This is a genomic window from Allobosea sp. GW822-FHT03F07 (assembly GCF_058801345.1).
Window position 1 is genome coordinate 187,607 of the sequence record NZ_JBXAND010000004.1, and the last position, 13,047, is coordinate 200,653.

At 65.2% G+C, this 13,047-nt stretch carries 15 protein-coding genes and 1 tRNA gene; 15 read left to right on the forward strand and 1 reads right to left on the reverse strand.

The window, feature by feature from the left end; translation table 11 throughout:
* Positions 1-320: 320 nt before the first annotated feature.
* The 12 genes from AC1RMY_RS14675 (at position 321) to dhaK (ending at position 10,354) form a co-directional block, all read left to right on the forward strand.
* Positions 321-1,613 carry an ABC transporter substrate-binding protein gene (locus AC1RMY_RS14675; RefSeq protein WP_492865973.1) on the forward strand — a complete coding sequence of 431 codons (1,293 nt, stop codon included), beginning with the start codon at positions 321-323 and terminating at the stop codon, positions 1,611-1,613.
* Positions 1,614-1,748: 135 nt separating this feature from the next.
* Positions 1,749-2,669 carry a carbohydrate ABC transporter permease gene (locus AC1RMY_RS14680; RefSeq protein ID WP_492865975.1) on the forward strand — a complete coding sequence of 307 codons (921 nt, stop codon included), beginning with the start codon at positions 1,749-1,751 and terminating at the stop codon, positions 2,667-2,669.
* Positions 2,666-3,634 carry a carbohydrate ABC transporter permease gene (locus AC1RMY_RS14685; RefSeq protein WP_492865632.1) on the forward strand — a complete coding sequence of 323 codons (969 nt, stop codon included), beginning with the start codon at positions 2,666-2,668 and terminating at the stop codon, positions 3,632-3,634. The genes AC1RMY_RS14680 and AC1RMY_RS14685 overlap by 4 nt, the downstream gene beginning before the upstream one ends.
* On the forward strand, positions 3,631-3,855 hold the full coding sequence (locus AC1RMY_RS14690; RefSeq protein WP_492865634.1) for a hypothetical protein: 225 nt from the start codon (positions 3,631-3,633) through the stop codon (positions 3,853-3,855). Before AC1RMY_RS14685 ends, AC1RMY_RS14690 begins: the two co-directional genes overlap by 4 nt.
* A 3-nt stretch (positions 3,856-3,858) precedes the next feature.
* Complete coding sequence (locus tag AC1RMY_RS14695; RefSeq protein ID WP_492865636.1) at positions 3,859-4,980, forward strand: ABC transporter ATP-binding protein; 1,122 nt, start codon at positions 3,859-3,861, stop codon at positions 4,978-4,980.
* The gene (locus AC1RMY_RS14700; protein WP_492865638.1) at positions 4,973-5,986 is read left to right on the forward strand and encodes an ABC transporter ATP-binding protein; all 1,014 of its coding nucleotides are present in this window, start codon (positions 4,973-4,975) and stop codon (positions 5,984-5,986) included. Before AC1RMY_RS14695 ends, AC1RMY_RS14700 begins: the two co-directional genes overlap by 8 nt.
* A gap of 3 nt (positions 5,987-5,989) precedes the next feature.
* Positions 5,990-6,592, forward strand: coding sequence for a dihydroxyacetone kinase subunit DhaL (dhaL, locus tag AC1RMY_RS14705; protein WP_492865640.1), 603 nt, complete (start codon positions 5,990-5,992; stop codon positions 6,590-6,592).
* Positions 6,593-6,595: 3 nt separating this feature from the next.
* Complete coding sequence (dhaM, locus tag AC1RMY_RS14710; protein ID WP_492865642.1) at positions 6,596-6,994, forward strand: dihydroxyacetone kinase phosphoryl donor subunit DhaM; 399 nt, start codon at positions 6,596-6,598, stop codon at positions 6,992-6,994.
* Positions 6,995-7,032: 38 nt separating this feature from the next.
* Complete coding sequence (locus tag AC1RMY_RS14715) at positions 7,033-7,311, forward strand: HPr family phosphocarrier protein (RefSeq protein WP_492865644.1); 279 nt, start codon at positions 7,033-7,035, stop codon at positions 7,309-7,311.
* 6 nt (positions 7,312-7,317) lie between these two features.
* Positions 7,318-8,922, forward strand: coding sequence for a phosphoenolpyruvate--protein phosphotransferase (locus AC1RMY_RS14720; RefSeq protein ID WP_492865646.1), 1,605 nt, complete (start codon positions 7,318-7,320; stop codon positions 8,920-8,922).
* Complete coding sequence (locus tag AC1RMY_RS14725; RefSeq protein WP_492865648.1) at positions 8,919-9,374, forward strand: hypothetical protein; 456 nt, start codon at positions 8,919-8,921, stop codon at positions 9,372-9,374. Before AC1RMY_RS14720 ends, AC1RMY_RS14725 begins: the two co-directional genes overlap by 4 nt.
* Complete coding sequence (gene dhaK / locus AC1RMY_RS14730; protein ID WP_492865650.1) at positions 9,371-10,354, forward strand: dihydroxyacetone kinase subunit DhaK; 984 nt, start codon at positions 9,371-9,373, stop codon at positions 10,352-10,354. Before AC1RMY_RS14725 ends, dhaK begins: the two co-directional genes overlap by 4 nt.
* Positions 10,355-10,452: 98 nt before the next feature.
* On the opposite strand, the gene AC1RMY_RS14735 is transcribed toward dhaK, so the two are convergent.
* Positions 10,453-10,542, reverse strand: a tRNA-Ser gene (locus AC1RMY_RS14735).
* A 229-nt stretch (positions 10,543-10,771) separates the two neighbouring features.
* Between AC1RMY_RS14735 and AC1RMY_RS14740 the strand changes: the two genes are divergently transcribed.
* From AC1RMY_RS14740 to AC1RMY_RS14750, 3 genes are all read left to right on the forward strand, one after another.
* The gene (locus tag AC1RMY_RS14740; protein ID WP_492865652.1) at positions 10,772-11,092 is read left to right on the forward strand and encodes a hypothetical protein; all 321 of its coding nucleotides are present in this window, start codon (positions 10,772-10,774) and stop codon (positions 11,090-11,092) included.
* Between the two features lie 81 nt (positions 11,093-11,173).
* The gene (gene msrA, locus AC1RMY_RS14745) at positions 11,174-11,830 is read left to right on the forward strand and encodes a peptide-methionine (S)-S-oxide reductase MsrA (protein WP_492865654.1); all 657 of its coding nucleotides are present in this window, start codon (positions 11,174-11,176) and stop codon (positions 11,828-11,830) included.
* Positions 11,831-11,994: 164 nt separating this feature from the next.
* On the forward strand, positions 11,995-12,975 hold the full coding sequence (locus tag AC1RMY_RS14750) for a TAXI family TRAP transporter solute-binding subunit (protein ID WP_492865977.1): 981 nt from the start codon (positions 11,995-11,997) through the stop codon (positions 12,973-12,975).
* Positions 12,976-13,047 lie beyond the last annotated feature (72 nt).

Sequence of the window (13,047 nt, forward strand, 5' to 3'; positions counted from 1 at the left end):
TGCCCGGTGGATGCGGTTCGCGGGCATGGGCAGCCAGTGGCAGCGACTGCCCTTGGCTGCCGACGTCGGCGAGCGCGCGCGCGGGCCAACTCGATCCTTGACATGTTTAGTGATTATCTATTCACTAAACAAATCGCTGAACTCGGACGGCTAGTTCCGGGGCAGCGTGAGGAAACGTCCCGCGTCGGCCGTGCCCCTTCATCCGGCTGTGCCCTTCGCGGTCGCGCAGGTTCACCCGTCACCCCAATGACGGCTGGTGACGGCATGCCAAGGGAGGGATAGCCATGAAAACGATCAGGACGTGCCTGCTTGCCGCGACGATGGTCGGGAGCGCCGCGCTCGGCGCGACGACCGCTCAAGCCCAGGGCAAGACGCTCACCCTTTGCTGGGCGGCCTGGGACCCAGCCAATGCGCTGGTCGAACTCTCCAAGGATTTCACCGCGAAGACCAACATCGGCATGAAGTTCGAGTTCGTGCCCTGGCCCAACTTCGCCGACCGGATGCTCAACGAGCTCAACTCCAAGGGCAAGCTCTGCGACCTGATCATCGGTGACTCGCAGTGGATCGGCGGCTCCGCCGAGAACAAGCACTACGTGAAGCTGAACGACTTCTTTGCCAAGGAAGGCATCAAGATCGACGATTTCATGCCGGCGACCGTCACCGGCTATGCCGAATGGCCGAAGAACACACCGAACTACTGGGCGCTGCCGGCGATGGGCGATGCTCTCGGCTGGACCTACCGCAAGGACTGGTTCTCGAAGCCTGCGCTGCAGGCTGAATTCAAGGCCAAGCACAACCGCGATCTCGCCGCTCCCAAGACGCAGACCGAGCTGAAGCAGATCGCCGAGTTCTTCCAGGGCCGCGACGTCGACGGCAAGAAGGTCTATGGCGCGGCGATCTTCACCGAGCGCGGCTCGGAAGGCATCACCATGGGCGTCGCCAACGCTCTCTATCCCTTCGGCTTCAAATATCAGGATCCGAAGAAGCCCTACGCCATGGCCGGCTTCGTCAATTCCGACGACGCGGTGAAGGGACTCGAGTTCTACAAGTCGCTCTACAAATGCTGCACCCCGCCGGGCTACTCCAACGCCTATATGCAGGAGGGTCTCGACGCCTTCAAATCCGGCCAGGCGGCCCTGCAGATGAACTGGTTCGCCTTCTTCCCCGGCCTGTTCAAGGATCCGAATGTCGGCGGCGACAGGATCGGTTTCTTCGTCAATCCGCCCGAGAAGGAGAAGGGCTCGCAGCTCGGCGGCCAGGGCCTTTCGGTCGTCGCCTATTCGCCGAACCAGGCCGAGGCGCTCTCCTACATCAAATGGTTCGCCTCGCTCGACGTGCAGAAGAAGTGGTGGGAACTCGGCGGCTATACCTGCCACAAGGGTGTGCTGAACGATCCCGGTTTCGCCAAATCCGCGCCCTTCGCAGCGGACTTCCTCGTCGCCATGGGCCAGGTCGTCGACTTCTGGGCTGAGCCTTCCTACGCGCAGCTGATGCAGGCGGAGCAGGCGCGCATCCACGACTATGTGGTCGCGGACAAGGGCACAGCCAAGCAGGCGCTCGACCTGCTGATCCAGGACTGGACCAAGGTCTTCAAGGAAGACGGCAAGTTCTGACGCTGCGACGCCCGCTGAACTGAGCCAAAGGCTGCGCCTTTCCCACGGGGGGCGCAGCCAATCTCCGATTTTGCCTTTGAACGGTGCTGAGTCATGAATGCGAGCGACATCACCGGCATCAGGAGCGCGACGGCGATGCGCGCAGCCTATCCCCCGATCGCCCATCGGATCCGGGGCCTTTCGGACAAGGCCATCGCCTGGCTTTTCATCGCGCCGACGATGATCCTGCTGCTGGCGATCAACCTGTTCCCGCTGATCTGGACGATCCAGCTCTCCTTCACCAACTACCGCGCCAACCGCCCCAATGCGCCGCTGCGCTATGTCGGGCTCGATCATTATCAGACGATCCTGTCGGACCCGGAAATCTGGCAGCGCATGCAGGCCACCGCGCATTTCGTGTTCTGGACGATCCTGCTGCAGACCGTGATCGGCTTCGCGCTGGCCTATCTGATCGACCGCAAGTTCCGTGGCCACGGCTTCTGGACCACGCTGATCCTGATCCCGATGATGCTCTCGCCCGCCGTGGTCGGCAATTTCTGGACCTTCCTCTACCAGCCGCAGATCGGCCTGTTCAATTACGTCGTCTCGTTCTTCTCCGGGCTTGCGCCGTCCTCCTTCCAGATGCTGGGCGACGTCACCTTGAGCCCCTGGGCGATCATCATCGTCGATACCTGGATGTGGACGCCCTATGTGATGCTGATCTGCCTCGCCGGCCTGCGCTCCATTCCCGACTACATCTATGAGGCGGCCGAAGTCGATCGGGCCAGCAACTGGCGGCAATTCATCTCGATCACCCTGCCGATGTGCCTGCCCTTCATCATGCTGGCGGTGCTGTTCCGCGGCATCGAGAACTTCAAGATGTTCGACATGGTCAACCTGTTGACCTCGGGCGGGCCGGGCTCGACCACCGAACTCGCCTCGATCACGCTCAAGCGCGCCGCCTTCGAGGCCTGGCGCACCGGCTATTCCTCCGCCTTCGCGATCATCCTGTTCGTCGCCGTGTTCGGGCTGGCGAACATCTATGTGAAGGCCCTGAACAAGGTGAAGGCACGATGAGCGGCGCCCTCTCCACGGCCCATTCCGTCGTCGCCCCAAGCGGTCGGGTCAAGCTGCTCGCCGGCGTGATCGTGGTGCTCTACGCGCTGGTCGCGCTCGTGCCGCTGCTCTGGATCGGCCTGACCAGCATCAAGACGCCGCCGGACTCGATCTCCTACCCGCCCAAGGTCGTGCCGTTCGTGCATTTCGAGCCCTCGATCGAAGGCTATTGCAACCTCTTCAACACGCGCTCGCGCCAGACCGCGGACTATCTCGCCTCGCTCCCGCCGGCAAACTCGGCCTGCGAAGAGATCACGCGCTCTCGCAGCATGGTCGTCGTCGGTCCCTCCAATTATGTGCCGCGCTTCCTCAATTCGCTGATCATCGCCTTCGGCTCGACCCTGCTTTCGGTCGGGCTCGGCACCTGCGCAGCCTATGCCTTCTCGCGCTTCAAGGTTCCCTTGAAGGACGATCTGCTGTTCTTCATCCTGTCGACGCGGATGATGCCGCCGATCGCCGTCGCGATCCCGATCTTCCTGATGTACCGCGAGCTCGGCCTCTCCGACACGCGGCTCGGCATGATCCTGCTCTACACCTCGGTCAACGTCTCGCTGGCAGTCTGGCTGCTCAAGGGCTTCATCGACGAGATCCCGCGCGAATACGAGGAAGCGGCGATGATCGACGGCTATACGCGGCTGCAGGCCTTCCGCAAGGTCGTATTGCCGCAGGCGACGACCGGCATCGTCGCAACCGCGATCTTCTGCCTGATCTTCGCCTGGAATGAATACGCTTTCGCCGTGCTGCTCACCTCCGGCACGGCACAGACCGCGCCACCCTTCATTCCGATCATCATCGGCGAGGGCGGGCAGGACTGGCCGGCGGTGGCGGCCGGAACGACGCTGTTCCTGATCCCGATCCTGGTTTTCACGGTGCTCCTGCGCAAACACCTGCTGCGCGGCATCACATTCGGGGCCGTGCGCAAATGAGCCTGCATGCCAGCCATTCCCGAGAGCCCGAAGGCGCGCCGCACTCGCGCTGGCCGAAGGCGCTGCGGCGCGGACCGATGGAGACGCTGGCGACAGTGCTGATCGCGGCGGGCGTGCTCATGCTGCTGCAGCCCTTCTCGCTGACGCTCTACGGCTACTCCTTCGTCACGACTCTGATCGGCGTCGTCATGTTCACCTTCGTCACCAAATTCCCGGAGTGAGCCATGGCCGAGATCCGGGTCGACAATCTGGTGAAGCGGTTCGGCGCCTTCACGGCCGTGCGCGATACCAGCTTCACGGTCGAGGATGGAGATTTCTTCTGCCTGCTCGGCCCATCGGGCTGCGGCAAGACCACGACCTTGCGCATGGTCGCCGGCCTTGAGCTGCCATCCTCCGGCAGCATCCGCCTCGATGGCGAGGACGTCACCTTCAAGCGCGCGCGCGAGCGCGACATCGCCATGGTGTTCCAGCTCTTTGCGCTCTACCCGCACATGAACGTACGCAAGAACATCAGCTTCCCGCTGGTCTCGATGGGCGTGCCGAAGGCGGAAACGAGGCGGCGGGTCGAGGACGCTGCGAAGACCTTGCGGATCGAACATCTCCTCGACAAATCGGTCTCTGGCCTCTCGGGCGGCGACCGGCAGCGGGTCGCGCTGGGCCGCGCCATCGTGCGCGAGCCGAAGGCCTTCATGATGGACGAGCCGTTGGGGGCCCTCGACGCCGAGTTCCGCCACCTGATGTGCGGCGAATTGCGCGCGCTGCACGACCGGCTGAAGGCGACGACTGTCTATGTCACCCATGACCAGCTCGAAGCCATGTCGATGGCCGACAAGATCGCCGTGATGAATGACGGCGTGATCGAGCAACTCGGTTCGCCCCAGGAGATCTATGACCGCCCGAACTCGATGTTCGTCGGGGATTTCATCGGCTCGCCGGCGATGAATTTCATTCATTTTGAGGGAACAGCCGTAGCGGGCGCGGCTTCGGTCACCATCGATGCCGCCGCCGTACCCCTGCCCGAACTGCGCGAGACCCGCGCCGCCGGACCGCTCGCGCTCGGCGTGCGCCCTGAGCAGGTCGTCATCGGCGATCCCGGCCGGCCGGGCGGCGCCCTTCCCGGAGAGGTCTTCGGCGCGGAGTATCTCGGCACGACCCAGATCGTGACCGTCACCACCCCGCGCGGCATGCTCAAGGCGCGCCTGCCGGCCCATCTGCGGGCTGCCGCCGGCGATCGCGTCAGCCTCTCCTTCAAGCCGGAGCGGCTCTCGTTGTTCGATGCCGCGACCGGCAAGGTCATCCGCTCCGCCTTGCATGAAGCCAGCACTGTGAGGCGGACCCATGGCTGAGATCGCACTGACTCAGGTTTCGAAACGCTTTGGTGCGGTCAAGGCGGTGGACGATCTCTCGCTCACCATCGCCGACGGCGAGTTCGTGGTGCTGCTGGGACCGACGGGCGCGGGCAAGACAACGACTTTGCGCCTCATTGCCGGCCTGGAGACGCCCGATGACGGCCGCGTCTTCGTCGGCGGCGCCGATGTCACCGGCCTGCCGCCAGCGGCTCGCGACGTCACCTTCGTGTTCCAGCAATACTCGCTCTATCCGCATCTCAGCGTCTTCGACAATCTCGCCTTTCCGTTGCGCTCACCGACGCGGCGCACGCCCGAGGATGAGATCAGGCGCACCGTCGGCGAGGTCGCGCGACTGCTCCGGATCGAGGACAAGCTGCAGAACCGCGCGACGCAGCTTTCCGGCGGCCAGATGCAGCGCGTCGCGATCGGCCGCGCGCTGGTGCGCCGACCGGCGATCTACCTGATGGACGAGCCGCTCTCCTCGCTCGACGCCAAGCTGCGTTCGGAACTGCGCATCGAGCTGAAGCGCATCCAGCAGGATCTCGGCGCGACCATGCTCTATGTCACCCATGACCAGACCGAGGCGATGACGCTGGCCTCGCGCATCGGCGTGATTCATCAGGGCCGGCTCGTCCAGATCGGCTCGCCGCGCAGCATCTACGAGGATCCCGCCGACATCTATGTCGCCACCCGTCTTGGCAGCCCGGGCATCAACCTGCTGCCGCGCGCGCTCTTCCCCAAGCTGGAGGCTCCGGCTGCCGCGGCGACCATCGGTGTGCGCACCGAACACCTCGCTATCGCCAAGGGGAAGAACGGCGCCGTGACGGGCAAGGTGAACTGGATCGAGCGGCTCGGCGACCAGAACCACCTGCATATCGATGTGAACCAGCAGCAGATCGTCAGTCTGGTCGATCCGGACGAAGGACTTGGCGTCGGCGACGAGGTGGCCGTCAGCCTGCGCAAACCCCTGTTTTTCGGCGCCGATGGCCTGCGGGTGAGGTGAGTGATGGACGAGGCGCTCAAAAGAAGGCTGATCGTGGCGATGGCGGAGGCGGTCGTGGCGCATGTCGAGGAACTCACGATGCTCGATCAGGCGATCGGCGATGGCGATCACGGCCTTAATATGAAGCGCGGTTTCGAGGCGGTTCTGGCGGAGGCGGACGCGATCACCGCCAAGCCCTTGCCCGAGGCGCTGAAGGCGATCGGCACGACATTGGTCATGAAGGTCGGCGGCGCCTCCGGCCCGCTCTACGGCACCTTGTTCATGACGCTCGGCAAGGAGCTTCCGCCCGAGCCGACGATTGCCGACGCGGCGCGCGCGCTGGCCGCCGCGATCGAGGCTGTGAAGGCACGCGGCAAGTCCGAGCTCGGCCAGAAGACCATGCTCGACGTCCTCGGACCTCTGCAGGCGGCGCTCGCCGATGGCGGCGCTGACCTGACCTCGCGCCTGCCGGCAGTCGCCGACGAGGCGGCCGCCGCCACGGTGCCGCTCAAGGCCATCCGCGGGCGCGCCTCGTTCCTGGGCGAGCGTTCGATCGGCCACATGGACCCCGGCGCGCGCTCGTCAGCTCTGCTCGCGACGGCAATCTGCAACACCATCGGAGCCTGAACCATGCCCGCCAACAAGAATGTCGGCATCGTCATCGTCTCGCATTCGGCCAAGGTCGCCGAAGGCGCCGCCGACATGGTTCGCCAGATGGTCGGCGACAACGTCCCGCTCGCCGCGGCCGGAGGCAATGCCGAAGGCGGGCTGGGCACGGATGTCGCGGCCATCATGGCGGCCATCGACAAGGCCTGGTCCGAAGCCGGCGTTGCCATCCTTGTCGATCTCGGCGGGGCCGAGACCAACAGCGAGATGGCGGTGGAAATGATGCCGGAGGAGCGGCGCGATCGCATCGTCATCTGTAATGCACCGATCGTCGAAGGCGCCGTGATGGCTGCGACTGAAGCCTCGGGAGGCTCGCCTCTGGCGGTGGTGCAGGCGACGGCAGAGGAACTGATCTCGGCATGAACGATATGGCGAGCGAAGGCAGTGAGAGGATCGTTGGAATGCAGGAGGTGACGGCCAGCGCCCAGCTCATCAACAAGGTCGGGCTCCATGCCCGCCCTTCGGTGAAGCTCACCCAGCTTGCCAAGCGTTTCGCCTCACGGATCGAGGTGGCGACCAGCGCCACCGGTCCGTGGACCGATGCCAAGAGCCCGGTGAAGATCATGCGCGTCAAGGCGTCCCAGGGCGAAGTGCTGCATTTCAAGGCCAGCGGCGAGGATGCATCGGCCGCCATCACCGCATTGGTCGATATCGTCGCGCGAAAATTCGACGAGGAGTGAACTGCGATGGAACGGCGCCTGTCCGGCCTCGCCGCCTCTACCGGGCTCGCTTTCGGCCCGGCAGTGACATTTCGTGCGCTCGGTGAAATGCGGCGCGAGAAGGGGCCGGTCGCCAGAGAGAAGCAGGCACTGGCCGACGCCGTCTCCGCGTCCCTGAAGGCCGTCGCAACGCTGGTCGGAGACCTTGAAGGCGAGGCCGCCGATATCGTCGGCTTTCAGGCTGCGCTGCTCGAGGACGACGCCCTGACCGAGGGCGCGTACACCGCGATCGAAGGTGGCGCAGCGGCTGATGTGGCCTGGCGGCAGGCAATGGCAGAAGAGATCGCAGGGTACGAAGCCTCCGAGGATTCTTATTTCCGGGCCCGCGCCGCGGATCTCGCGGATATCCGCGACCGCGTCCTGAGGCAGCTATTCGGCCTGCCCGAACCGGCGGCAGTGCCGCCCGGCGCCGTCGTCCTGGCGCTGGATCTGCCGCCCTCCGCTTTCCTCGGCATCGACTGGTCCCAAGGCGGGGGCATCGTGCTCGGCTCGGGAAGCCCGACCAGCCACGTCGCCATGCTGGCCCGCGGACGAAGCGTGCCGATGGTCGTAGGCATTGGCTCTGAATGGGAGGCCATATCCGGCACGGTCGTTGTCGATGGCGTGGCAGGGCTCGTCCTGACCGGCCCGTCGCCTAAGACCATCGAGCATGCACGGCAACGCGCTGGCGAGCTTGGTCGCCTGCATGAGCAGGCGGAGCTGCGAAAATCGCAGCCAGCGTCAACCGGCGACGGCACGCCGATCGCAGTCATGATCAATGTCGCCAGCCTGGCCGACGTCGCCGGCCTCGGACCCGAGACCTGCGACGGAATCGGCCTGACGCGCACCGAGTTTCTCGTCGAGCATGCCCTGCATGACGAAGCGCGTCAGTTCGAAGCCTATGCCGGCCTGCTCCACTGGGCGGCGGGCCGATCGGTCACGATACGCACACTCGATGCCGGCGGCGACAAGCCTATTGCCGGTTACACTCTCGCTGGCGAAACGAACCCCTTCCTGGGCTTGCGCGGCATCAGGCTGTCCCTCCGCCATCCCGACGTCTTCCGCGTGCAGTTGCGGGCGCTGGCGCGCGCAGCCGCCATCGGTCCGCTCAAGGTGATGCTGCCCATGGTCACGACAGCGCAGGAGCTCGAACAGGCCCGGGGGCTGCTCGACACCGTGCTGACGGAACTCGCTTCCGAAGGCCTGCCCCATGCCCGGCCCGCGCTCGGCATCATGGTCGAGGTGCCGGCTGCCGCGATGGCGGTCGCGAGTTTCGACGCCGCCTTCTTTTCGATCGGCTCCAACGATTTGACCCAATACGCCACGGCCGCGGCGCGCGATGGGCCGGAGGTCGCGGCCTATGCCGACGCCCTGCATGCGGGTGTGCTCGCGATGATCGCCCATGTCGCGAGCCATGGCGCAGCAATTGGCCGTGAGGTCAGCCTCTGCGGCGATGCCGGTGGCGATCCGCGGGCGATCCCGGCGCTGCTACGGGCCGGCATCCGCGCTGTATCGGTATCGCCCGGCCTGCTGGCCGTTGCGAAGGAGGCCATCCGCAATGTCGATCTTTCTCTGCCGGACGAAGGCGCATGACCAGTTCCGAGACCGCCTCGACCGAGCAATCGCCTGTTGCCGCCTACAAGTCGATCCTGCGCGCGGTGATTGAGAACCGCCCGTCCGGCACAAGACAGCGGCTGGCGGAGGCGCTGGGAAAGAACCGCAGCTTCATTTCGCAGATCATCAGCCCCGCCTATGCCACGCCGGTGCCGTTGCAACATCTGGAGACCATCTTTCACGTCTGCCATTTCGCACCGCCGGAGCGGCAGGCCTTCCTGGACGCCTATCGTGCCGCTCATCCGGGCCGCCTCGAGGTGGTCGATGCCACGCGGCCGATGCGCCGGCTGGTGGTCGAGCTGCCGGATTTCGGCAACGCCGACCTGAACGCGCGGGCCGACCATATCGTGCTGGGGGTTGCACGCGGGCTGGTCTCGCTGATCCCAACCGCCGACGAAGAAGAAAACGACAGGCAGGGAGGGATTTCATGAAGAAGCTGATCAATGCGGTCGACGACATCCTGTCGGAAAGTTTGCAGGGGCTGGAGGCTATCCACGCCGACATTCTGGCGCTGGGCGAAGGCGGGGCCTTCGTTCGCCGCAAGACGCTGAAGCCCGGCAAGGTCGCGCTGATCTCCGGTGGCGGCTCCGGCCACGAGCCCTTGCATGCCGGCTTCGTCGGCGTCGGCATGCTCGATGCCGCTTGCCCGGGGCAGGTCTTCACCTCCCCGACGCCGGACCAGATGCTCGCTGCAGCCAACGCCGTCGGCTCGGGCGCCGGCTCGCTCTTCGTCGTCAAGAACTATGAGGGCGACGTGATGAATTTCGAGATGGCGGCGGAGATGGCCGAAACCGCGGTGGCCACAGTCATTGTTGATGACGACGTCGCCGTTCCGGCCTCGACCTGGTCGACCGGCCGGCGCGGCGTTGCAGGCACGCTGATCGTCGAGAAGATGGTCGGCGCCGCTGCCGAGCAGGGTCGCGAACTCGGCGCGCTGAAGACCCTCGGCGAAGAGGTCAACAGGCGTACCCGCTCGATGGGCGTGGCGCTCAGCTCCTGCACCGTGCCGGCGGCCGGCAAGCCGACCTTCACCCTCGCTGAGGACGAAATGGAAATGGGCGTCGGCATCCACGGCGAACCCGGCCGGCGACGTGTGAAGCTCGCATCGGCCGACGCCATCGCCGAGGAGCTGATGGACGCGATCCTCGGCGATTTGTCGTTGGCCGGCGCCTCGCCCTGCCTGCTGCTCGTCAACGGCTTCGGCGGCACACCTGCCATGGAGCTCTACCTGATGGCCAATGCCGCAAAGCGCATATTGGCCGCGCACAACCTCGTCATGGCGCGCGGGCTCGTTGGATCCTATGTTACGTCACTCGACATGGCGGGCTGTTCGCTGACTGTCACCGCGCTGGACGACGGGCTGATCGAGCTGTGGGACGCGCCGGTCCATACAGCCGCGCTCCGATGGTAGGATGATACCCCATTTGCAGTGGTTGATCTTGTCAGGGGGCCAGCTGCAAGAGGCTGATATTAAAGAAGTTCTGACGACAGAGCGCGTTAGCGCAGTTATGGCGGACAGGGCGGGATTCGAACCCGCGATACGGTTTCCCGTATACACACTTTCCAGGCGTGCGCCTTCAACCACTCGGCCACCTGTCCGGCGCGCTGCTTATGACCGCCGAGCCGGCTTCTTTCAAGCGCGTTCTGATGCCTGTCGACAGATCGCGCGAAAACGATCTCCGGTGCGGTTGCAAAGCCATGGCTGAATGGGCACATCGAGGCCGTCGGGCAGCGGGGACGGGCGGGCACGATGCGCGACGCTGCCGTTCGAGCCGGTAGTGGGTAAATCTCCCTGTCCTGCCGAGGGATCGATGAAGGAGATGGTGCGGTGCGGTTCCTGCTACGGTTTCTCGGCTTTCTGCTCGTCGCGGCCGGTTTCGTCGCGCTCGTCATCGACGGAGCCCGGTCGATCGCCAATTCCGCCGTGCAGTATACGCCGCTGAAGCTGGCGCTGACGACGCTGTTCGGTGCGCGCATGGATGCACTCCAGCCCTCGGTCGAGCGCAACATCCATCCCTTGCTGTGGGATCCGGTGCTGATGAACCTGCTGCAGGCGCCCGCAGCGTTGATCGCCTTCCTGCTCGGCTTCCTGCTGGTGAAGCTCGGCACACCGCCGGAACCCAAGATTGGCGTCGTCACGAGACGGTGAAGCCCCGCTGGCCGGTCGACGCCTGTCGAAACCGCGATCGGATGCCTATATTCCGGCTCGAAACCAGCAACGGAGTCCGACATGTTCTTCCTCCGCAAGAAGACGTCCCTGCCTGAAGCCGATGAGGCGCTGCCGGGCCGGGCCAATCCGATCCCGACCGCCGAGCGCCACTTTCTCAACAAGCGGGCCTTGGCCGGCCCCTATCCCGAAGGCTTGCAGGTGGCGATCTTCGGACTCGGTTGCTTCTGGGGCGCGGAGCGCAAGTTCTGGCAGATGGGCGAGGGCATCTGGATCACTGCCGTCGGCTATGCCGGAGGCCTGACGCCGAATCCGATCTATGAGGAGGTCTGCTCGGGCCGGACCGGCCACAACGAGGTCGTCAAGGTCGTCTTCGATCCCGCAGTCCTGCCCTATGAGACGCTGCTCAAGACGTTCTGGGAGAATCACGACCCGACGCAGGGCATGCGCCAGGGCAATGATGTCGGCACGCAATACCGTTCCGGCATCTATGTCCAGGACGAAGCCCAGCGCGAGGTCGCCGAGCGCTCGCGGGCCGAATACCAGCTGGCGTTGCAGCAGCGTGGCTATGGCCCGATCACGACCGAGATTCTCGACGCGCCGGAATTCTACTTCGCCGAGGACTACCACCAGCAATATCTCGCCAAGAATCCGGCCGGTTATTGCGGGCTCGGCGGCACCGGCGTGACCTGCCAGATCGGCACGGGCGTCGCGGCCTGACGCACTCCCTGACGCACTGAACACGAGGTCTCCGGGCTTGCCTCGGGGCCCTTTTCCTGTGCGGTCGCAGGCCCGTCCGCCTAGCCGGCCGCGCCGAAGGATCATTTCAGTTGATCGCCGCGAGAAAGCTCGGGACAGTGGCGCCCGTCTGGGAGGTTGAGGCGATGCCCTCGCATGTTCGATCGAAGCTCGTCGCGGCCGGCCTGGCGCTCGGCGGTGTCGCGCTCGCCGCCGGCTTCGCCTTCGCGCAGGGCTCCGCCTTCCTCCGCATCGCAACGGGTAGCACGGCGGGCACCTATTACCCGGTCGGCCGCCTGATCGCGAATGCGATCTCTGCGCCGCCGCAACTGGTCACGACGATCGTTGCGAGCAACGGCTCCGTTGCCAATGTCAGCGCCATCGCGGGCGGCGCGGTCGAATCCGGCTTCGTCCAGGCCGACATCGCCTTCTGGGCCTATTCGGCCACCGGCGTCTTCCAGGGCAGGCCGCGGGTGGAGGAACTGCGTTCGATCGCCAATCTCTATCCGGAGAGCGTCCATCTCGTCGTCCGCAAGGCGGCCAATGTGAAGAGCGTCGCCGACCTCAAGGGCAAGAAGGTCTCGCTCGACGAACCTGGCTCCGGCACGCTGCTCAATGCCAAGGCGATCCTGGCGGCTTTCGGCCTGGGCGAGCGAGATATCGTGGCCGAATACCTCCGGCCGGACCAGGCGGCGCAGAGAATGAAGGACGGCTCGGTCGACGCCTTCTTCTTCACCGGCGGCTTCCCTGCCATGGCCGTCTCGGAACTGGCCTCGACCGGGTCCGGCATCGACATCCTGCCGATCACGGGCGCTCCCGCCGAAAAACTGGCCCGGGATTTCCCTTTCTTCGCTGCGGCCGAGATTCCGGCTGGCACCTACAAGGATGTCGGGGCGGTCAGGACGGTCGCCGTCGGCGCGCATTGGGTGACCTCGTCCAAGATCCCAGCCGACACCGTCTATGCGGTCACCAAAGCGCTTTGGAGCGACAAGACCCGCGCGGCGCTCGATGCCGGCCACGCCAAGGGCAAGGAGATTCGGAAGGCGACGGCGCTTTCGGGCTTGCTCGGCGTGCCGCTGCATCCGGGCGCCGAGCGCTTCTACAGGGAAGCCGGCTTGCTGAAGTAACCCTCTCCGATCGATTTAGTTCCCGATATGTTCTTGCGCGCCGGATGAAGCTCGGCTAGCCTCTCCTCGGGG